General features: G+C 32.4%; 21 protein-coding genes and 2 tRNA genes. 10 read left to right on the top strand and 13 right to left on the bottom strand.

Annotation, left to right across the window (positions count from 1 at the left end):
• Positions 1-16: 16 nt before the first annotated feature.
• From prmA to M4I21_RS05610, 6 genes are all read right to left on the bottom strand, one after another.
• Entirely contained in the window at positions 17-853 is an 837-nt protein-coding gene (gene prmA, locus M4I21_RS05635; RefSeq protein ID WP_249558143.1) for a 50S ribosomal protein L11 methyltransferase, read from the bottom strand.
• 49 nt (positions 854-902) lie between these two features.
• On the bottom strand, positions 903-1,652 hold the full coding sequence (gene tpiA / locus M4I21_RS05630; protein ID WP_249558142.1) for a triose-phosphate isomerase: 750 nt from the start codon (positions 1,650-1,652) through the stop codon (positions 903-905).
• Between the two features lie 136 nt (positions 1,653-1,788).
• The gene (locus M4I21_RS05625) at positions 1,789-2,298 is read right to left on the bottom strand and encodes a GyrI-like domain-containing protein (protein ID WP_249558141.1); all 510 of its coding nucleotides are present in this window, start codon (positions 2,296-2,298) and stop codon (positions 1,789-1,791) included.
• A gap of 2 nt (positions 2,299-2,300) precedes the next feature.
• Positions 2,301-2,732 (bottom strand): PH domain-containing protein, encoded by a 432-nt coding sequence (locus M4I21_RS05620; protein WP_249558140.1) that lies wholly within the window; start codon positions 2,730-2,732, stop codon positions 2,301-2,303.
• Position 2,733: 1 nt separating this feature from the next.
• Positions 2,734-3,828, bottom strand: coding sequence for a BT_3928 family protein (locus M4I21_RS05615; protein ID WP_249558139.1), 1,095 nt, complete (start codon positions 3,826-3,828; stop codon positions 2,734-2,736).
• 72 nt (positions 3,829-3,900) lie between these two features.
• Positions 3,901-4,437: a DUF1599 domain-containing protein gene (locus tag M4I21_RS05610; protein WP_249558138.1), complete on the bottom strand. Its 537-nt coding sequence runs from the start codon at positions 4,435-4,437 to the stop codon at positions 3,901-3,903.
• Positions 4,438-4,553: 116 nt separating this feature from the next.
• Between M4I21_RS05610 and folP the strand changes: the two genes are divergently transcribed.
• Genes folP through M4I21_RS05595 form a run of 3 tightly spaced genes read left to right on the top strand, consistent with a single transcriptional unit; the run spans position 4,554 to position 7,005 of the window.
• Positions 4,554-5,384 carry a dihydropteroate synthase gene (folP, locus tag M4I21_RS05605; RefSeq protein WP_249558137.1) on the top strand — a complete coding sequence of 277 codons (831 nt, stop codon included), beginning with the start codon at positions 4,554-4,556 and terminating at the stop codon, positions 5,382-5,384.
• A gap of 51 nt (positions 5,385-5,435) precedes the next feature.
• Positions 5,436-6,224, top strand: coding sequence for a diadenylate cyclase (locus M4I21_RS05600; protein ID WP_249558136.1), 789 nt, complete (start codon positions 5,436-5,438; stop codon positions 6,222-6,224).
• A 1-nt stretch (position 6,225) separates the two neighbouring features.
• Positions 6,226-7,005 carry a DUF3667 domain-containing protein gene (locus tag M4I21_RS05595; protein ID WP_249558135.1) on the top strand — a complete coding sequence of 260 codons (780 nt, stop codon included), beginning with the start codon at positions 6,226-6,228 and terminating at the stop codon, positions 7,003-7,005.
• A 1-nt stretch (position 7,006) separates the two neighbouring features.
• Here the strand turns inward: M4I21_RS05595 and M4I21_RS05590 are convergent, their stop codons facing one another.
• Both M4I21_RS05590 and truA read right to left on the bottom strand, forming a co-directional pair.
• Complete coding sequence (locus M4I21_RS05590; protein ID WP_249558134.1) at positions 7,007-8,785, bottom strand: ABC transporter ATP-binding protein; 1,779 nt, start codon at positions 8,783-8,785, stop codon at positions 7,007-7,009.
• On the bottom strand, positions 8,778-9,533 hold the full coding sequence (gene truA, locus M4I21_RS05585) for a tRNA pseudouridine(38-40) synthase TruA (protein WP_249558133.1): 756 nt from the start codon (positions 9,531-9,533) through the stop codon (positions 8,778-8,780). Before truA ends, M4I21_RS05590 begins: the two co-directional genes overlap by 8 nt.
• A 127-nt stretch (positions 9,534-9,660) precedes the next feature.
• On the opposite strand from truA, the gene M4I21_RS05580 reads away from it, so the two are divergent.
• The 3 genes from M4I21_RS05580 (at position 9,661) to M4I21_RS05570 (ending at position 11,455) form a co-directional block, all read left to right on the top strand.
• Positions 9,661-10,155 (top strand): metallophosphoesterase family protein, encoded by a 495-nt coding sequence (locus M4I21_RS05580; RefSeq protein WP_249558132.1) that lies wholly within the window; start codon positions 9,661-9,663, stop codon positions 10,153-10,155.
• A gap of 171 nt (positions 10,156-10,326) precedes the next feature.
• Entirely contained in the window at positions 10,327-11,160 is an 834-nt protein-coding gene (locus M4I21_RS05575) for a helix-turn-helix domain-containing protein (protein ID WP_249558131.1), read from the top strand.
• Between the two features lie 85 nt (positions 11,161-11,245).
• Positions 11,246-11,455 (top strand): hypothetical protein, encoded by a 210-nt coding sequence (locus M4I21_RS05570; protein ID WP_249558130.1) that lies wholly within the window; start codon positions 11,246-11,248, stop codon positions 11,453-11,455.
• A 60-nt stretch (positions 11,456-11,515) separates the two neighbouring features.
• Here M4I21_RS05570 and M4I21_RS05565 read toward each other — a convergent pair whose 3' ends face one another.
• Complete coding sequence (locus M4I21_RS05565) at positions 11,516-11,926, bottom strand: DUF4293 domain-containing protein (protein ID WP_249558283.1); 411 nt, start codon at positions 11,924-11,926, stop codon at positions 11,516-11,518.
• 195 nt (positions 11,927-12,121) lie between these two features.
• On the opposite strand from M4I21_RS05565, the gene rho reads away from it, so the two are divergent.
• Both rho and M4I21_RS05555 read left to right on the top strand, forming a co-directional pair.
• Positions 12,122-13,798, top strand: a complete 1,677-nt coding sequence (gene rho, locus M4I21_RS05560) for a transcription termination factor Rho (RefSeq protein ID WP_249558129.1) — start codon at positions 12,122-12,124, stop codon at positions 13,796-13,798.
• 124 nt (positions 13,799-13,922) lie between these two features.
• On the top strand, positions 13,923-14,564 hold the full coding sequence (locus M4I21_RS05555) for a hypothetical protein (RefSeq protein ID WP_249558128.1): 642 nt from the start codon (positions 13,923-13,925) through the stop codon (positions 14,562-14,564).
• A gap of 1,482 nt (positions 14,565-16,046) precedes the next feature.
• On the opposite strand, the gene rpsT is transcribed toward M4I21_RS05555, so the two are convergent.
• The 4 genes from rpsT to proS form a co-directional block, all read right to left on the bottom strand.
• Complete coding sequence (gene rpsT / locus M4I21_RS05550; protein ID WP_072303029.1) at positions 16,047-16,298, bottom strand: 30S ribosomal protein S20; 252 nt, start codon at positions 16,296-16,298, stop codon at positions 16,047-16,049.
• Between the two features lie 46 nt (positions 16,299-16,344).
• A tRNA-Glu gene (locus tag M4I21_RS05545) sits at positions 16,345-16,416 on the bottom strand.
• 80 nt (positions 16,417-16,496) lie between these two features.
• Positions 16,497-16,568: transfer RNA gene (locus M4I21_RS05540), tRNA-Glu, on the bottom strand.
• Positions 16,569-16,648: 80 nt separating this feature from the next.
• Positions 16,649-18,127: a proline--tRNA ligase gene (gene proS / locus M4I21_RS05535; RefSeq protein ID WP_249558127.1), complete on the bottom strand. Its 1,479-nt coding sequence runs from the start codon at positions 18,125-18,127 to the stop codon at positions 16,649-16,651.
• Between the two features lie 98 nt (positions 18,128-18,225).
• Between proS and M4I21_RS05530 the strand changes: the two genes are divergently transcribed.
• Both M4I21_RS05530 and M4I21_RS05525 read left to right on the top strand, forming a co-directional pair.
• Positions 18,226-19,449: a hypothetical protein gene (locus M4I21_RS05530; RefSeq protein WP_249558126.1), complete on the top strand. Its 1,224-nt coding sequence runs from the start codon at positions 18,226-18,228 to the stop codon at positions 19,447-19,449.
• 41 nt (positions 19,450-19,490) lie between these two features.
• A complete protein-coding gene (locus M4I21_RS05525; protein ID WP_249558125.1) occupies positions 19,491-20,990 on the top strand; it encodes an OmpP1/FadL family transporter in 1,500 nt (499 codons plus the stop codon).
• Positions 20,991-21,022: the final 32 nt, after the last annotated feature.

Genomic DNA, 21,022 nt, shown 5'->3' with positions numbered 1-21,022 from the left:
CTAACATTTATTCTATCTAAAATACATATTTTACAGCAACCCAATTATTTTTTTCTAAGTTTTTTTCAAACTTCAATCCTGCTTCACTACATTTTTCAGTAATTACAGGGATGTCTTCTTTATAAAATCCGCTTAAAAATAAAATACCATCTTCAGTTAAACGTTTAGCATACGCTGGTATGTCTGCTAGTAATATATTACGATTTATATTCGCGATAATAATATTGTATTTCTGGTCTTTTAACAAGCTAACATCGCCCTCAAAAACATTGATTTGATTGCAATTGTTACGTTCCTTATTTTCTACAGCATTTAAATAACACCAGTTATCTATATCTATTGCATCAATAGAGCTTGCATTTTTCATTGCTGCCAAAATTGCTAAAACACCTGTTCCGCTACCCATATCTAAAACAGATTTTCCTTTAAAATCATGTTCTAAAATATGCTGCAACATCATATGCGTAGTTTCATGATGTCCAGTACCAAAACTCATTTTTGGTTCTATAACAATATCAAACTCTGTATTTGGTTTTTCATGAAAAGGTGCACGTACAGTACAGATATCTTCTACTACAATTTTCTCAAAGTTTTTTTCCCACTCAGAGTTCCAGTTTTGTTGCTCAATTTCCTTAAAGTTATAACTAATATTAAAGTTTTCATTCGTTAATATTTGCACATCTTTTACACTATCTTCTTTCCAAAGATCTTTTAAAATATATGCTTGTACGCCTTCTTCATTTTCTACAAAACTATCAAACCCAATTTCGCCCAATTGCGCAATTAAAATGTCCGATGCTGGTTGCAATGGTGCAACTGTAAAATTGTATTCTATATAGATTAGATCTGCCATTGTGTACTTGTATCTGTAAACTTGTTTTTTTAGAAATACAAAGGTACTATTATATTGCTTCTATTATAGCAATAAAATCGTCTGCTTTTAATGCTGCACCACCAATAAGGCCACCATCTACATCTACTTTAGAGAAAATTTCTTTAGCGTTTGCAGGTTTTACACTACCACCGTATAAAATAGATACAGCTTCAGCTATTACTGTTGTATACTCGTTAGCAATAGTTTTTCTAATAAAAGCGTGCATTTCTTGCGCTTGTTCTGGAGATGCAGTTTCACCTGTACCAATAGCCCAAACAGGCTCGTAAGCTAAAACTATTTTAGACCAAGCTTCTGGCTTTAGTTTAAAAAGTCCGTTTTTTAATTGAGATGCTACTAAGTTAAAATGATTGTCAGATTTACGATCCTCTAACTCTTCACCAAAACAGAAAACAACGCGTAAATTCTTTTCTAAAGCTGTAATTACTTTTTTAGCTAAAATCTCATCTGTTTCACCAAAATAAGCTCTACGCTCAGAGTGACCAATAATTACAGTATCTACACCTATGTCTAATAACATATCTGCAGATATTTCTCCTGTATAAGCACCATTTTCTGCAAAGTGCATATTTTGCGCAATTACTTGTATTGTAGAAGAATTTACATCTTGTACTGCTGCTGCTAAATTAACAAACGTAGGTGCCACCATTACTTCTGCATCTGTATCTGGCAATTTACCTGCTAGCTCTGCTAATAAGGCATTAGTTTCCGTTAAAGTCTTGTTCATTTTCCAGTTACCTGCAACTATTTTTGATCTCATTTTATGTGTTTTTATGCGTTAAATATCAATCTAAGATATCAAAGATAACACATAATATTTGTATCACTTAATCATTTAGTATTAGTAACAAATAACTACCTAATCCTTAAAAAAAGAGCCTTAAGATGATAAATATTTAAAGATTTTTACTTTTTATTGGAATCCAAACTTCTTCTTCAGATTTTGAATTTGTAGGTCCTAAGTATCTTTCATCTAAAAACTCAAAATGTGGTCTATTATCTAGTTCATAAATAGAATTAGGCATCCATTCAGAAAAAATATACTGAAAAGTGCTCGAGAAGTCTTTAGCCATTCCCTTGTGTATAAACACAGCGTACAGTCCACTTTGAAGCTCTAACACATCCATACCATCCGGAGTATCTTGTAGCTCTAACACAGCTACAGCTGCCCATTTCTTGAATTTTGCAGCAGGATTAAAATTTGAAAAAGAATATAAATCTCCGTATTCTTGAACCGAATAATACTCGCCTCTTATATGGTTAACTACCTCTTCTCTCCTAGCCATAAAGCTTTTCCAGTGGGCAACATTATCCATAGTAAGTACAGAAACTTCTTTTTTTACACCTACCAAAACTTTAGGTTGTAACTCTTTTATTTCTGGCGTTGTACTTACTAAATTCTTCATTTTTATACTGTAATAATTTCTATGGAGCTGTTGTGTTTTAAAATTTCTGCAATAAAACTATCATTGGTTTCTGGGCTAATATAAAGCTCACTAAACTTATTGTATTTTACAATTAAACCTTTGCTAGCAGTGGCAGGTTTAAGACCAACCCAAAGTGTTTTTCCTTTTATAATTTGATGTATTTCTGCTATAGGAATATTGCCCTTTATTGGACCGCTTTTATACCTTAATGTAGTAGAAGTTAGTTTGTAGCTTGTTCCGTAAAATACCCACAATAAAAAACATAAAACCAAGCTGGTTACAACAACACTTACAATACTTTCTGTAATTGCTGTATTTCCTAATATGGATATATAAAGTATAAAACAGAGCAATACTGCAATAGTAAACACTATACTTCTAAACAAAGTGTCTTTTCGGCTTTTAAAAAGCATTTTAAAATTTTAAATCATCTACATCATTGTAGTGTGCTTTTTGTTTAATTGTACCTTTTTCTAATACTAAAACAGCAGGGTTAGAACGTACAATTGTTTTTAAAGCTGTTTCATCTGTAAAGTAAAAACTAAAATCTAGATTGTATTTTTCTATAACTTGACCAGACAATTCATCATTAGAAGCAGACATACCAATTACTTTATATCCTTTAGCTATTGCTTTATCTGTAACTGTCTTAATTGCCGTAAAAGCATCATAATCACTCTTTGCCAAGTCATACGCAATTACCATAACCAACTTATCTTCTTGCAATAAAGATTCTGCAAAATTCTCTCCTTGTTGTTCTATTGTAAAATCGTGAATAGGTGGTTCGTACCCTTTTTGTACTTCTGTAGTTTCTACACTTACATACTCGCCATCTACAGTTGGGTAATCTCCTTGAGTAACGTATATTTTTTCTTCTCCGTTTACATTAAATTTCCATTCATAATCAAAAATAGGCTCTGGCGCACCTTCTGGTACAGACATACCTTCTGCTATATTAGCACCAATTTTATAAGGTCTAAAATCTTTAACAGGTAAATGGTTTAGTACGTAGTTTGCAAAAAGAACGCAACCAAGCAATGTCAATAAAACAATACCTCTTCTAATAGTAAAGTTAAAAAGAGGTTTTATATGCTTAAGCCCAAAAAATAGAAGTAGAATATAAAATAGTAGTATTACATCTTTAATAAAAGACTGAAAAGGAGTAAGTTTTATAGCATCTCCAAAACAACCACAATCTGTTACTTTATTAAAATAGAAAGAATAGAAAGTTAAAAAAGTAAAAAAGACAATCATTCCTAGTAAACTATAAACCGTAAATTTTGGTCTGTACCCAACTAAGAGCATAATTCCAAGTAATACCTCTACTATTACAACTACTATAGAAATTGATAAAGCGTGAGGCTCAAAAACTGGCATATTTAATACCCCAACACTAAAATATTCTTCTAGTTTAAACGAAAAACCAACCGGATCGTTAAGTTTTATAAGACCACTTATGATAAATAATATACCGACAAAAACCCTACTTATACCTACTATATATTTCATAAAATAATATAAAATTGAAAAAATACTACTTAAAAGAACGTTACCGTAGCTTTTAACTTTTACTTATAATTTTTACTCGTTTAAGTGAATTAATGCAAAAACCGAATAATTAATAATATCCTGGTAGTTAGCATCTATACCTTCACTCACTAAAGTTTTACCTTTATTATCCTCTATTTGCTTAACACGTAGTAACTTTTGCAAAATAAGATCTGTTAAAGAGCTAACACGCATTTCTCTCCAAGCCTCACCATAATCGTGGTTCTTGTTTTCCATTAGTGTTTTAGTAATAGTAATATGTTTATTGTACAATTCTACAGCTGCAGTAACATCTAAATCTGGTTGTTCCACAATACCTTTTTCAATTTGCACCAAGGCCATAATGGCATAGTTTATAATACCTATAAATTCAGATTTTTCTCCCTCATCTACCTTTCTAACATCATTTTCTTGCAATCCGCGTATACGTTGTGCTTTAATGTAAATCTGGTCTGTTAAAGATGGTAAACGTAAAATGCGCCAAGCACTACCGTAATCTTTCATTTTTTTCTGAAACAGCTCACGGCATTCTTTTATAACCGCATCATATTGTTCTGATGTATTCTGCATTTATCTTGTCTAATTTGTGTAAATTTCGCTTAAAATTTTGAACTATTCAAAAGTAAGGGTTTTATCTTAAATCATTTATTTTTTATGAGTTATAGAAAATCAATTTAACAAACAGTATGACAATTAATTGCAACGGAAATTTAATAGACTTATCTACGCCTAAAGTAATGGGCATTTTAAATCTTACACCAGATTCTTTTTATGATGGTGGAAGCTATAAAGATGAAAAATCTATATTATTACAAGTTGACAAAATGCTTAAAGACGGCGCAACTTTTATAGACGTTGGTGCATATAGCTCTAGACCAAATGCAACAAATATATCTGTTGAAGAAGAAATTAGTCGTATTGTACCAATTGTAAAACTGTTAATTAAAGAGTTCCCTACCATTCTACTTTCTATTGATACCTTTAGAAGTGCCGTTGCAAAAGCCTGTTTAGAAAATGGCGCTGCACTAATTAATGATATTTCGGCTGGTGGTTTAGATGATGAGATGATGAGAGTTATTGCAGCATATAAAGTTCCTTATATAATGATGCATATGCGCGGCACACCTGCAACAATGCAACAACAAACTGAATATACAGATGTAACTCTAGAGGTGATGCAGTATTTTGCTGAAAAAATTGCTAAGGCAAGAGCTTTAGGCATTGTAGATATAGTGATTGATCCTGGTTTTGGCTTTGCTAAAACAACAGCACAAAATTTTACCCTTTTACAAAATTTAAATCTATTTAAAAGTATAGATGTACCTATATTAGTAGGGTTAAGCAGAAAATCTATGATTTATAAAACATTGGACACTACTGCTACAAATGCTTTAAATGGTACAACGTCATTAAACACTATTGCTTTAATAAACGGAGCAGGTATTTTACGCGTACACGATGTTAAAGAAGCTGTTGAATGTGTTACGTTAACCAATGCTTTAAAGTTTAATGAATAGATATAATTTGATTCTTCATTTTTTTTATAATTTTACAAAAACCCGTCATACTTGGATTTTCTAAATTTTCTTGATTTTAAAATAACAGATGTTATAGACATTATTTTAGTGGCTGTACTACTGTATTACATTTATAAACTAGTACGTGGTTCCGTTGCCATAAATATTTTTATAGGTATTGTTATTGTATGGGCACTTTGGAAACTTACCGAATTGCTAGATATGAAAATGATAAGCAGTATGGTTGGTGGCTTTATGAACATTGGTTTAATTGCCCTTATCATTGTTTTTCAGCAAGAACTGCGTAAGTTTTTATTAATGATAGGATCTACCAATTTTGCGAATAAGCGAAACTTTATAAAACACTTTAAGTTTTTAAAGCAAGAGGCTATGACTTCTGACACCAATGTAGAAGCTATTGTAACTGCTTGCGATAAGATGGGCAAAACTAAAACTGGAGCTTTATTAGTTTTAGAACGCACCAACTCCTTAGACTTTGTAAAAAGTTCTGGGGATAAAATGAATATTGAGGTTACACAACCTATTTTAGAAAGTATTTTTTATAAAAACAGTCCTTTACATGATGGTGCTGCTGTACTAGTAAACAATACTATTGTTGCCACTAGAGTTATTTTACCTGTCTCACAAGAGCGTACAATACCTTTGCGTTTTGGATTAAGACATAGAGCAGCCGTTGGTATTACAGAAAAAACAGATAGTTTGGCTCTTGTTGTTAGTGAAGAAACTGGCGCTATTTCTTATATAAAAAACGGCGAGTTTGTACTTTACAAAGATTTAGCCGAACTTGTCAGCCTTATAAAAGAAGACTTAATATCCTAAAATGAATTGTAAAAATTGTGCAAATAATCTACAAACAGATTATTCTTTTTGTCCAGATTGTGGTGCAAAAGTGATTAGAAATAGGCTTACTATTAAAAACTTACTCAGCGATATTACAGAACGTTACTTTAACTTAGACAATACTTTTTTACGCACTTTTTTACATTTATTTACAAAACCAGATGTTGTTATAAATGGTTATGTAAACGGTACAAGAAGAAAGTATTTAAACCCTATTAGCTATTTTGGTATTGCTTTAATGTTAGCTGGTTTCTTAATGTTTTTTATGCGTAAGGTTTTTAATTTTGAAATGGAGCTTGACGCTTTTGACCAAGGAATGAATCCTGAGTTTACTAAAAAAATGACAAATGTAATATATGATTACTCTTCCCTGCTTTTTATAAGTTACATACCAATTTTTTTAATTGCAGGCCTTATTACTTTGAATAAAAGAAAACACCTATTAGCAGAATACACAGTTAGTGTAATTTACAGTCTAGCACAATGGAGTATTCTATCTTTTTTTACAAGTATGCTTATAATTGCCTACTTCCCAGAATCATACTCAAACTATAGCCTAACATTAACCCTATTTTTAATATTGTATTTTATATATGTACAACAGCGATTAAATAAGTATTCTGCTTGGCAAATAGTTTATAAATCTGTTTTATTTACAGGTGTATTTTTTACAATATTTGTGGGACTTATAATTTTTTTAATGATAGCGGGTTTTGCAACTGGAAGTTTAAACCCTGCGGATTTTGTCCCTCCAAAATAATCTAAGCTACGTCTTCTGCTAAAAATTGTGCTTGGTATAAGCTCTTGTAGTAACCACCTTTTTTAAGAAGTTCTTTATGTGTACCGCTTTCTATTATAGCACCAGCATCCATAACAATAATCTTGTCTGCTTTTTTAATAGTTGCTAAACGGTGCGCTATAACTATAGATGTTCTGCCTTGCGTTATTTTTTCTGTTGCTTTCTGTATTAATTGCTCAGAATATGTATCTACAGAAGATGTTGCCTCGTCTAAAATTAAAATACTAGGCTTACTCACATAAGCTCGTAAAAAAGCTAGTAGCTGTCTTTGTCCGCTAGATAACATAGAGCCACGTTCTTTTACATTGTATTGGTAACTATTAGGCAGACTAGTAATAAAATCATGCACAGATATTTCTTGTGCTGCTTGGGTTATGGTTTCTAAGGTAATATCTTCATTTTTTAAAGAAATATTGTTCTCTATAGTATCCGCAAATAAAAATACATCTTGCAAAACAATGGCTATTTTCTCTCTTAAAGATGCTAGTTTATAATCTTTAATATCCACGCCATCTACCAAAATTTGACCTGAATTTATTTCGTAAAAACGATTTAATAAATTAATAATAGTGGACTTACCTGCACCAGTTGCACCAACAATAGCAACTGTTTCACCGGCTTTAACATCAAAAGAAATTCCGTGTAATACCTCTTCTCCTTCTACATATCCAAAATGTACATTTTTAAAAGAAATATCTCCTTTTATAGAAGGTTTCTCAAAAGATCCTTCATTAGTAATTGTATCTTCTCTGTCTAAAATAGCAAACACTCTATTTGCTGCAACCATTCCCATTTGCAATACATTAAACTTATCTGCTATTTGGCGTAATGGCCTAAACAACATTTGTGATAATTGTATAAACATAAAAATAGTACCTAACTCATCTACATTATTATTTAGTACAACGCGTAAACCACCATACCAAACAATTAAACCTATGGCAACAGAAGAAACAATTTCTGCTATCGGAAAAAAGATAGAGTTATACCAAACCGTTTTTAACCACGCATTTTGGTGTTTCTCGTTAATTATTCTAAACTTTTCTTGCTCTATTTTTTCTCTGTTAAATAACTGAACAATTTTCATCCCCGTGATACGCTCTTGCACAAATGTATTTAGGTTAGACACTTGCCCTCTTACATCTATAAAAGCACCTTTCATTGCTTTCTGAAAAACTTTTGTAGCATATAATATAATTGGCATAATAGCAAACACAATTAAAGCCAACTTCCAACTATAAAAAAGCATAACACCAGCAACAACAACCATTTTAAGAAGATCAGATACAATCATAAAAAAACCTTGACTAAAGATTTCTCCTATACGTTGTATGTCTGTAACAGCACGTGTTACCAATAAACCTACAGATGAATTATCGTAATATTTCATCTTAAAACTAAGCATATGCTTAAATAGTTTTATTCTTATATCTTTAATAACAGATTCTCCCAACCAGTTGGCATAGTATACAAAAGCAAGCTGACTAACAACTTCAAAAACCAACACAACCATCATTAAAACGATAAGGTTTAATAATAATGATTGATCTTTATTTTCTAAAGCCGTATTCACAACTTGGCGTAATAACACCGGACTTAAAATGGCAAATACAGATAATAATATTGCCGCTAAAACAACTCCGTAAAAGGTAATTTTATAAGGTTTAATAAACTGTAATAACCGTTTTAACAATGTATAGTCAAACGCTTTTCCTGTATCTTTTTCTGCTTTTTTAGCCATTCGTTTTTTTAATAATATTTTCTGGGTACAAAACCTGAGTTAAATATAATGCTTTGGCTGGTACAGACGTACCTGCCTCTGCCCTACTTTTACTAGAAATAACAGTGAGCATATGATCTACTGTTATTTTACCAGTACCTACATCTAATAATGTACCTACAATGGCTCTTACCATATTACGTAAAAACCGATCTGCAGTTATAGTAAATACAAATTTATCTTCTTTTTGCTCCCATACTGCTTTTTTAACATTACAGTAATAGGTTTTAACATCTGTTTTAGATTTAGAAAAACACTCAAAATCTTGGCGTCCTAAAAGTAAAGCTGCTGCCCGATTCATCTTATCTATGCTTAGTTCTTGCTTTACATAGTAAGTTGTTGGTATTGTAAAAGGGTTTTTGTGTTGTGTAACCCAATATTCGTAGGTACGCTCTGTAGCATTAAATCTTGCATGTGCATCTTCAGGCACACTAATTATATCTTGAACAGCAATATCATCTGGCAAAAAAGAATTTAATCTACGCACTAAATCTTCTTCATTAGCTATAGTTGCAACGTCAAAGTGTGCATACATTTGCTTGGCGTGTACACCTGCATCTGTTCTACCTGCTCCCATTAAAGAAATTTTCTCTCTTAAAAGCGTGCTAAATGCTTTTTCTAGTTCTTCTTGTACAGTTATTGCGTTTGGCTGTATCTGCCATCCGTGGTATGCTGCTCCAAAGTATGAAAATGTTACAAAATATCTCAAATTGAATACCTATTTTTGTAAACCACAAAGATACTTAATATAAGTAAGATTTTAGCAGGCCGTTGTGGGTATTACTTTAATTTTAGATTACATTACAACACTACTTTTTTAAAACCGATTATTTAGAATGACAAAAATTTTATTACTGTCTGATACGCACAGCCATATAGACGATACAATTTTAAAATATGTTAAGCAAGCTGATGAAGTCTGGCATGCAGGAGATATTGGTAGTTTAGACGTTACTGATAAAATAAAGGAGCTAAAACCATTAAGAGCTGTATATGGTAATATTGACGATGATAAAGCTAGATTAGAGTTTCCGTTAGATAATAAATTTACTTGCGAAAAAGTCCCTGTTTGGATTACCCATATTGGTGGCTATCCAGATAAGTATAACGTACGCATACGCGAAGAAATAAAGAAAAATTCTCCTAAAATATTTATAAGCGGACATTCTCACATACTAAAGGTAATGTATGATAAAAAGCTGAACCTATTACATATGAACCCTGGTGCTTGTGGCAAGCATGGTTTTCATCAAGTACGTACAATGTTGCGCTTTACAATAGACGGTGGTGATATAAAAGACTTAGAAGTAATAGAAATTGGTAAAAAATAATTAACAAAAAAGCTATTTACCAATAAATAAAAAGATGAATATGTTAAAATAGTGCTAATTATATTAAAAAAAAGGCCTCTTTGCTTTATTTTGGTTTTATTATATTTACAATGGAAAAAGTTATTAAAAAATAATTTTTAAAAAAACTAAACCATTAATTTGCCCTAATTTATGAGTAATAGCCCCAATGTTACTGTCGTAGATTTAGAGACATACAGATCTAATCCCGACTTATATACTAACAAACATTTTTATAAAGTCTGCATTATACACCCAAAAAGCATATTACATTATCCTAATAAATCTATAACAATAGATAAAACAGCACTTGTATTTACAAATCCTTTATTGGTATATAACTGGGAACCTATTTCTAAAAAACAAATTGGTTATTCTTGCTTATTTAACCCTACTTTTTTAGCAACTAACACTACTGATTTAGAGAAAAACAACCCATTGCTTAAGGTTGGTGCAAATAATATTTTTTATTTAAATTCTGATCAAGAAAAACATATAACTAGTTTATACCTAAAAATTGAAGAAGAATTAAACAGCAGTTACAAAAATAAAGAAGCGGTAGTAAGTAACTACATTAGCCTTATATTACATGAAGCACTTAAAATAGACCCTGATTTTAATACTAATTCTCCAAAATGTGCAGCCAGTAGAATCACCTCTTTATTTATAGAGCAATTAAACAGACAGTTTCCTATAAGAGATGCAAACAAGACAATTACCTTAAAAACACCTAATGATTTCTCCACATTTTTATCTGTACATATAAACCATTTAAACGACTCTGTAAAAAGTACAACAGGGAAGTCCACATCCACACACATAAAAGAAAAAATTATTGTTGAAGCAGAAAATATGCTCTACAATACAGATTTAAACATTTCTGAAATTGCATTTTGTCTAGGGTTTAAGTACCCTAATAATTTTAGCAAGTTTTTTAAAACAAACACAGGTAAGTCTCCTTTAGAATTTAGAACTGTAACCCTTTGATATGAATATATTATAGTTTGATTTAGATACCTTTTTAAGGATAGGATTAAATAAATTTACTTCACAAACCAAAGTAAACCTATTTATGATTGACCAAATTAACCTAGAAGGAAAAAGTAAAAGCGAAATACTTAAACTTTTTGGTACACCAACAAAAGGAGGTATTACTGATATATGGACTTATAAATTTTCATCTAAACTAGCAAATGAAAATATAGAATCTACGGTTGTTATTTATTTTGACCCTGAAAATGGAGAAGTTGTTTTAACTGAAAGCGAAGACGTAGCATCTTAAAATTAAAAAACCCGGGAACAACCCCGGGTTTAACGCACTAATATAACTAAGATGTTAGGTTTAACGCAAACGATCAACAGATTTTACAAGATCTTCATCCTTTTTAATGAACCTATTGGCTAGCACTAAAAATACGATAGAAAATAGTGGAATCAACATCCCAATACCCTTCTCAGAAACAATAGTTCCTCCGGATAAGTTTAGCGATCTGGAAACGAAAAATCCTAGTATAAAAAGATTACATATCATATTCAACCTGTTTACAACAAATTGATTTTTTCTATTTTTAAACAGTAAAATGGCAATAAAGGCCAATGCTGCCGAAACATAAAATGCGATGGAAATATACATCTCATTTTTGGCAAAAACAACTGTACCGTCCTCTAATGTCCATAAACTTGCAAAAAAAGGAAGCATAGCTGCTAGTATAGCAACTATTAATAAAAACACAGTTTGTACTCTCTGAATCATATTTCTTTTTTCTTCTGACAAAAATAGCGTCTTTTTAAGATTTATCAATGAAATATTAAAAATAATTTGTAATATTGTCATATAATATTAGTAATATCGCTTACCGACAGGGACTTTCAAGTCCAAATAAGTACCCAAATTACACACTTCATTATTACATATTTTTTCAAAAAAGTATAACTTATTCAACATTACATGTTTGAGATTTCCGATTTAAAAGCAAAAAAGCTTCCTGAGTTACAGGATATTGCAAAAGGTTTAAATGTTCCTAAGTTTAAAACATTAAAAAAACTAGACTTGGTATACCAAATTCTAGACGTTCAAGCAGCAAACCCTAAAGCGGTAGAAGAAGTTGTTATAAAAGAACCTAAACTAAAAGAACAAGCACCTGCGGCTACAGTTAAACCTTCAGACAAACCTAAACCACGTCCTGTAAAAAGAGAACGCGTTTTAAGAGAAAAACCAAAACCAAGAGTTAAAGAGGAACCTACCACTGCTCCTGAAGAAGTACAAAAAAAACAAGCTGTTGCTAAAAAAGCTCCAATTGTAAATAAAGCACCAGAAGCTAAACCAGATAAAGTAGCTGCTGCTCCGGAGAAAAAACCAATACACAAGAATAACAATCCGCAACAAGGGCAAAAAACTAGTAATCAGCATAAAAATCCGCCTAAAAAACCACAGCACCAAAAAACTCCTAGAGACAAAAGCAATTTTGACAAGGATTTAAAAAACAGATACAGAGAACCAGAGTTTGAGTTTGACAGTATTATTGCTAGTGAAGGTGTTTTAGACATTATGCAAGACGGTTACGGTTTCTTAAGATCGTCTGATTACAATTACCTTTCTTCTCCTGATGACATATATGTATCACAATCTCAAATTAGATTATTTGGATTAAAAACTGGTGATACAGTATTAGGAAATATCCGTCCGCCTAAAGAAGGTGAAAAATATTTTCCTCTTATTAAAGTAAACAAAATTAATGGCATAGACCCACAAGTAGTACGTGATCGTGTTTCTTTTGAACATTTAACACCATTATTTCCTCAAGAAAAATTCAATTTATCAGGTAGACAAGGTACAATATCAACAAGAATAATCGATTTATTCTCTCCTATTGGAAAAGGTCAGCGTGGTATGATTGTTTCTCAGCCTAAGTCAGGTAAAACAATGCTACTTAAAGACATTGCAAACGGCATAGCAGCAAATCATCCTGAAGTTTATCAAATTATATTATTAATTGATGAACGACCAGAAGAGGTTACAGATATGCAACGTAATGTTCGTGGAGAAGTTGTTGCTTCTACTTTTGACAAAGAACCAACAGAACACGTACGAGTTGCAAATATTGTTTTAGAAAAAGCAAAAAGATTGGTAGAATGTGGCCATGATGTAGTAATCTTATTAGATTCTATTACACGTTTAGCACGTGCATACAACACTGTACAACCTCCATCTGGAAAAGTATTAAGTGGTGGTGTAGATGCTAATGCGTTACACAAACCAAAACGTTTCTTTGGAGCTGCACGTAACATAGAAGGCGGTGGTTCTTTATCTATTATTGCAACTGCTTTAACAGAGACTGGTTCTAAAATGGATGAAGTAATCTTTGAAGAGTTTAAAGGTACAGGTAACATGGAACTACAATTAGATCGTAAGATTGCTAACCGTAGAATATTCCCAGCAATTGACCTTACATCTTCTAGTACACGTAGAGATGACTTGCTACTAGATGAAGCAACTATACAACGTATGTGGATCTTACGTAAATACCTTGCAGATATGAACCCAGTAGAAGCTATGGAGTTTATAGAACAACGTATTAAACAAACTAAAAACAACGAAGAGTTTTTACTAACAATGAATCAGTAATAAATACTTCCAATACTTATAAAAAAATCCTGCTAATTAATTTTAGCAGGATTTTTTTATTTACTGATTTTTAGCTTAGTACAAAAAAGTGACTATATTTATGCGACCGTAAAATTCTTTAGTTATGATAACCACCAAAAAAAATGCATTTTACTTTATTTTATCAGTATCACTACTTATAATTACCAGTAGCTGTAATGAACAAAAAAAAGTACACGAAGAACTACCAGAACCTAAAAAAGAAGTTAAACCACCCGCTCAACTAATTAGCACAAAAAAAGCACAGGTACTTTTTGATGCGTATTCCGAAAGAAGAGCACCACTAATACAAGAATACGAAGACAAATTAGACCCAAGTACAACTTTTGATGTTGCTAGATATGGTTACTATGACCTTGAAACCCTGAAAAACTATATTTCTTTTATAGAACAAGAAGCGAAAAAGGCAAATGTAAAAATTAGCAATGTACGCTTTTACCTAGCTAATTATCCAAACAATGAAGAATACAAATACCCTAAACAGAACACATTTTTTATAGCACCTACAACTATTGTAGACGGTAAAGATTATGCTTTTTCTGTAGTTAGAGATGGCAAGACCTATAAACCAAAGCTTTTAAAAGATAATTTTATCATAAAACCGTTTAAACAAACCACTACAAAAGAGGCTTCGTTTTTTCCTAAAATTTCATTTTTTAATGACGATGATGAACAGAGTTTAATTCTGAACGAAACTCATATGGTTCCTCCTCCTTATCAAGAATAAAAACACTAAAACAGCCTCAAAATTATTCTTTTTGAGGTTGTTTTATTTTTAAACCAAATTTATGCCAACATGGATTTCATTTATTATATTTTCCTCATATAGCATCACCCTGATTCTAGCACTTTGGCGATACCCTAAATATTATGACACGGAGTTAAAGTATTACCCTGCACTAATTGCATATACCCTATTTACAGAGATTTTAGGTGCATTTTTCATGAAGTATCCAGATGCTTTTACCCTACCTATATCCAATTTTTACAATAACTACAACATCGTTATCTACAACATTTACAATATTGTGTTTTTCTTGTACTTTTTTAATTTATACAAACAATTTACAGTAAACAAAATTCACAAAAAACTTATAACAGTTGGAATAGTACTTTTTATTTCTCTGAGCATTATAAATATTTTTACACAAAACATACTTAAAGAGGGCCAAATTTTAACCTATATAACGGGAGGTACAATTCTAGTTATCATAATCTTAAATTACCTAAATCAAATAGACTGGCATCAAAACAAAAAAGAGCCCACTAAAAATTTCCTGTTTTGGCTAAGCTGGGGGTTACTTATTTTTTACTCCGGATATATGCCCATAAAATTAGCTTATCACTACAGAATAATACAAAACCAAGAGAGTTATTTATTAATTAGAGCATTACACTTATCCTTGGCTCCAATAATGTATCTCTGCTTTATTATCGGCTTTCTAAAAATGAGACGAAAATTAGTTAAGGGATAAATTTATAAATGTAATATTGATCAATTAGCACATTCATTTTTTTACAGCTCAACATTTGTAATTGCACTATACAGGCACAACAAGTACTACAATATACAATTAAAGCAATACCTCATTTTAATTGTTTACACCTAATCTAAAGAAGCTCCAGGAGGACTTGTAAATACTATCCTGACTTTTTAAGCCTACCCATTACCGCCATCTATCTACAATATCTTTATTTATAACATATATACTATTGTGTTTTTTATAAAATTCTTAAACTTATAAAAACACTACATTAAAAACAAAATTTACAGAAAACAGCTACGGTCATATTTTACTTAATAAGTATTTTAAACATTTTTCCTCAAAATGTTACGAGCACAAGTCAAACAATAACATGTATAACTGTTAGCGCCATACTTTTAACTACCATACCTAGTTACTTAAACCAAATAAGTTAACATCAAAATAGAAAAGAATCAATTAAAAACATGTTGTTTTGACAAAGCTATGGATTACATATTTTTTAGCGCAGGCTATTTACGCATAAGACTAACCTACCTTATGAGCTTAATAAAAGGAAAGATAGTTTTGAACGAAGTGGAAGTTTACACTTCAGTCTAATACCAATAATATATAGGTGTATAAATTATGGCATTATTAAAATAAAGAGGAACTAAAAAAGAATAAAACACAAAAAGCGCTCTAAAAAAGAGCGCTTTTTAATATGATTACTAAAAAACTACAACCTATAAAGCTGCTATTTGTTTAGTTAATTTACTTTTTAGGTTAGAAGCCTTATTAGCGTGTATAATATTACGTTTAGCTAACCTATCTAACATACTAATAACTGTAGGCAACATAGTTTCGGCAGATTTTTTATCTTCCTCAGCACGTAATTTTCTCAATGCATTACGCATTGTTTTGTGCTGGTACTTGTTACGTACACGTGCTGCTTCGTTTCTTCTTATTCTTTTTAATGCTGACTTGTGATTTGCCATTTTATTTTTGTTATTATGTTTTTAACGAGCTTTCACCCAAAAATTGTAGTCCGTAGGGGAATCGAACCCCTGTTACCAGGATGAAAACCTGGCGTCCTAACCCCTAGACGAACGGACCATTATTACTATTTGTATAGTGGTTTGCAAAATAAAGAAAACTTTATGTAACTACAAAACTATATTTACTTAAAATACTTGTAGTCCGTAGGGGAATCGAACCCCTGTTACCAGGATGAAAACCTGGCGTCCTAACCCCTAGACGAACGGACCATTAACTTTTTGCGTATTGCGGATGCAAAAATACAACTATTTTTAATTATTGCAATACCTAAGTCAATTTTTTTTAAAAATTAATATGCTTTAGCGAACAACACCCTGTGTTTAGAGGGCTTACCCGTTACCATACAGCTTCCATTTTCCTCTTTTGCATCTATAGGAATACATCTAATAGTAGCTTTTGTATCGTTTTTAATCTTTTCCTCAGTCTCTTCTGTACCATCCCAATGCGCAGATATAAATCCACCTTTGTTTTCTAAAACATCTTTAAACTCTTCATAAGAGTTTACTTCTGTCATATGAGATGCTCTATGATCTATTGCTTTTTTATAAATATTTTGCTGAATATCTTCTAACAAAAATTCAATTTTAGCAACAACATCATCCGCAGCAACAATTTGCTTCTCTAAAGTGTCTCTACGAGCAACTTCATAAGTTCCGTTCTCTAGATCTCTTTTTCCTATTGCAATACGTACAGGAACACCTTTAAGCTCGTACTCATTAAACTTAAATCCTGGTTTGTGTGTATCTCTATTATCATACTTAACAGAAATCCCTTTAGCTTTTAATTCTTTTACTAATGGATTTACTCTTTCAGAAATAGCATCTAATTGCTCATCTCCTTTATAAATAGGTACAATAACAACTTGTATTGGCGCTAATTTTGGAGGTAACACCAAACCATTATCATCACTATGCGTCATTACCAAAGCCCCCATTAAACGAGTAGACACTCCCCAAGAAGTTGCCCATACATGCTCTTGTTTCCCTTCTTTAGTTGCAAACTTTACATCAAAAGCTTTTGCAAAATTTTGACCTAAAAAGTGAGATGTACCCGCTTGTAAAGCTTTACCATCTTGCATTAATGCTTCTATACAATATGTCTCTACTGCTCCTGCAAAACGCTCACTAGCTGTTTTAATACCTTTTATAACCGGCATAGCCATAAACGTTTCTGTAAATTCAGCATAAACATTCATCATTAGCTCTGCCTCCGTTATTGCTTCTTGCTCTGTTGCATGTGCCGTATGCCCTTCTTGCCATAAAAATTCTGCTGTACGCAAAAATAAGCGCGTACGCATTTCCCAACGCACTACGTTAGCCCATTGGTTAATTAATAATGGTAAATCTCTGTAAGATTGTATCCATCCTTTGTATGTATTCCAGATAATAGCTTCACTAGTAGGGCGCACCACTAGCTCTTCCTCTAATTTAGCATTAGGGTCTACTCTTAATTTACCTGGTTTATCCGGATCGTTTTGAAGTCTATAGTGCGTAACTACCGCGCACTCTTTTGCGAAGCCTTCTGCATTTTTCTCTTCAGCTTCAAACAAGCTTTTAGGTACAAATAGAGGAAAATAGGCATTCTCATGTCCTGTTTCCTTAAACATCCTATCCAACTCGGCTTGCATCTTCTCCCATATTGCATAACCATAAGGTTTAATAACCATACAACCACGCACTGCTGAATTTTCTGCAAGATCTGCTTTTACAACCAATTCATTATACCATTTGGAATAATCTTCGTCTCTTTTAGTTAACTTCTTGCTCATTATTAGTAGTTTGGCACAAATATTGTGTTTTTATCAATTAAAAAGTATTAGTTCGACAAAACTAACTATTTTTACATTGTACAACAATTAAATTTAATATGATGATACATTCCCAATCCATTCAGAAAATTAAAAAAGTTGCTTTTAGTCTATTAGTAGGCTCATTAATCGTTTCTTGTGGTTCTTACCAAGAAGCTTCTTATTACGATAATGACGGTATTTATTCTACCGGCACTAGACAACAAGTTACAGAAGCTGCAGTTGCACCAAACAACGAAGCTAATGAGTACCAAGATTACTTTGGCCAACAGGCTACTGAGTATGGTGCCATTCTAGACGGTGAGGTTTTTACAGATGTAGACGAATATTATAGTGATACAGATGTACAAGATGATAATGTTGCAAATAATTACAACGGAAATCCTGGATGGGGAGATAACCCAACACAAATAAGCATTAACATACACGACAACGGATGGAATAATTACGGTGGTTTTTATGATTCATGGGGTTACGGGTATGGAAACTACGGGTATTACAACTCATGGAGAAGTCCTTGGGGATGGAACAACTGGGGATACAGAGGATACAACAACTTTGGTTGGGGTGGATTTGGTTACAGCTACGGATGGGGAAATAATTATTACAATAGAAGACACTACAACCCTTACTACGGTAATAGATACTATAATAACTACGGCAGAAACTCTTACGCTTACAACAATAGCAGAAGAGGTCGCTATGATAATGTTATTTATGCAAACAATAGAAATACATATGCACGCTCTACCAGATCTAATTTAAATACAAGTACATCTAGATCTAATGTTGGTTACAGATCAGGGAAGTCTGCAATATCTTCTAGAAGTAATACAAGCTACAGAAATTCAGGAACATACAGTAACCGATCTAATGTTAGCGCAGATGGTATAGACCGCAACAGAACTTACAGAACTAGCCGCAGTACAAGAACACAACCTAGATACAGTACATCTAGAAGCAACACATATAATAGAGGCACATCTACTACTGCTAACAGAGGCGCTACATACAGTCGCAGCAACTCTAGCAGCACTAGACCAACATACAGAACATCTAACACATCTAGATCCAACTCTACATACACTAGACCATCATCATCTAGAAGCACTGGAACTAGCACAAGAAGCTCTGGAACAACGACTACAAGGAGTAGTAATTCTTCTTCTAGATCATCATCTGCAGGCAGCAGGTCTTCTTCATCTAGTAGTAGATCATCATCGAGCGGAAGATCATCTTCTAGTAGTAGGTCTTCTGGCAGATCATCTGGAGGTAGAGGATAAACTATAAATTTTCAATAAAAAATAACTAAAAACTCAAAAGGATGAAAAATTACATCGTCTTAGCGTTTGGCTTGGTATGCTCTATGGCTACTGCTCAAAATATAAATGACGCATTGTTATATAGTCAGCAAAATACACAAGGAACAGCGCGTTACCAAGGAATGAGTGGTGCTTTTGGAGCTTTGGGCGGAGATTTATCTGCTCTTAACACTAACCCTGCTGGTGCTGCAGTTTTTAACAATCACTTGTTTTCTGCGACCCTATCTAACTACAACAAAAATAACAGTTCTAATTATTTTGGGACCAATAGAGAATCTAAGGAAAATTATTTAGAGATCAATCAAGTTGGTGGTGTTATGGTTTTTAAAGCTAACAACTCTAACTGGAAAAAAATTGCTATTGCTGCCAACTATGATTTGGTACAGAATTTTGATAATAATTTTGCTATTTCAGGAAACAGCAATCAAGGTATAGACCAATATTTTTTAAGTTATGCAGACGGAACCCCTTATGGACCTTTAAAACTAAGAAGTGGCGAATACCTAGAAGAAGCTTATTTAGATATTGGAAATTCTTTGGGGTTTAGAGATCAACAAGCATTTTTAGGAATTGAAGGAGGTATCATAAACCCTGTAAGCAACAATGACAATAATAATTCTTATGTTAGAAATGCTAATTACACAACAGTAGACCAAAATTATGTAGAAAATACAACTGGCTACAACAGTAAATTTATCTTAGATTTTGCAACACAATACCAAGATAATTTATATCTGGGGGCATCTATAAATTTTCATAGTGTAAATTACGATAAGTACACTGAGTTTACAGAAACAGGCTACACTACTGGATCTCCTATTTCTAGAACTACTTTTGATAATTATTTACACACAGAGGGTAACGGATTTTCTTTTGCCTTAGGAGCAATTGCTAAAGTAAACGAATTTGTAAGAATTGGAGCAAGTTATGAATCTCCTACTTGGTACAGGTTAACTGATGATACAGCACAACGTATTTCTTCAGACTTAGCTAACTCCGACATCAGTTTTATCAATTTTAATATTGTAAACTTATATGAAGAATACAAAATTAAAACCCCAAGTAAAGCTACTGGTAGTTTGGCTGTAATTTTTGGGAAATCTGGATTATTAAGCTTAGACTACGGTTATCAAGATATGAGTAATGCAGAAATAAGACCAACAAGTGACTCTGGTTTTGCAAGTGCTAATGAAGATATCTCTAACGAATTAGGAGCTGTATCTACATTAAGATTAGGCGGCGAGTACAGAATCGAAGACATAAGCCTTAGAGCAGGTTACAGATACGAACAAAGTCCCTACCTAGACGAAGAAACTATTGGAGATTTAAATGGCTTCTCTTTAGGATTTGGATATTCTTTTGGCCCAAGCAGAATAGATTTGGCATACAACAGAGCAGAACAAGATGTTAACAAGCAATTATTTAACGCTGGCTTAAATACACCTGCATTTATAAACAATATAAACACAAATATTACTGTAGGCTACACCGTAAACTTTTAAGTAATAATTTCAACAATAACTAAAAAAGGCTA

This window comes from Cellulophaga sp. 20_2_10 (genome assembly GCF_023476645.1).
Classification (GTDB): domain Bacteria; phylum Bacteroidota; class Bacteroidia; order Flavobacteriales; family Flavobacteriaceae; genus Cellulophaga.
The sequence above is the reverse complement of the archived record's forward strand: the minus strand, read 5'-3'. Positions and strand labels throughout refer to the sequence as shown.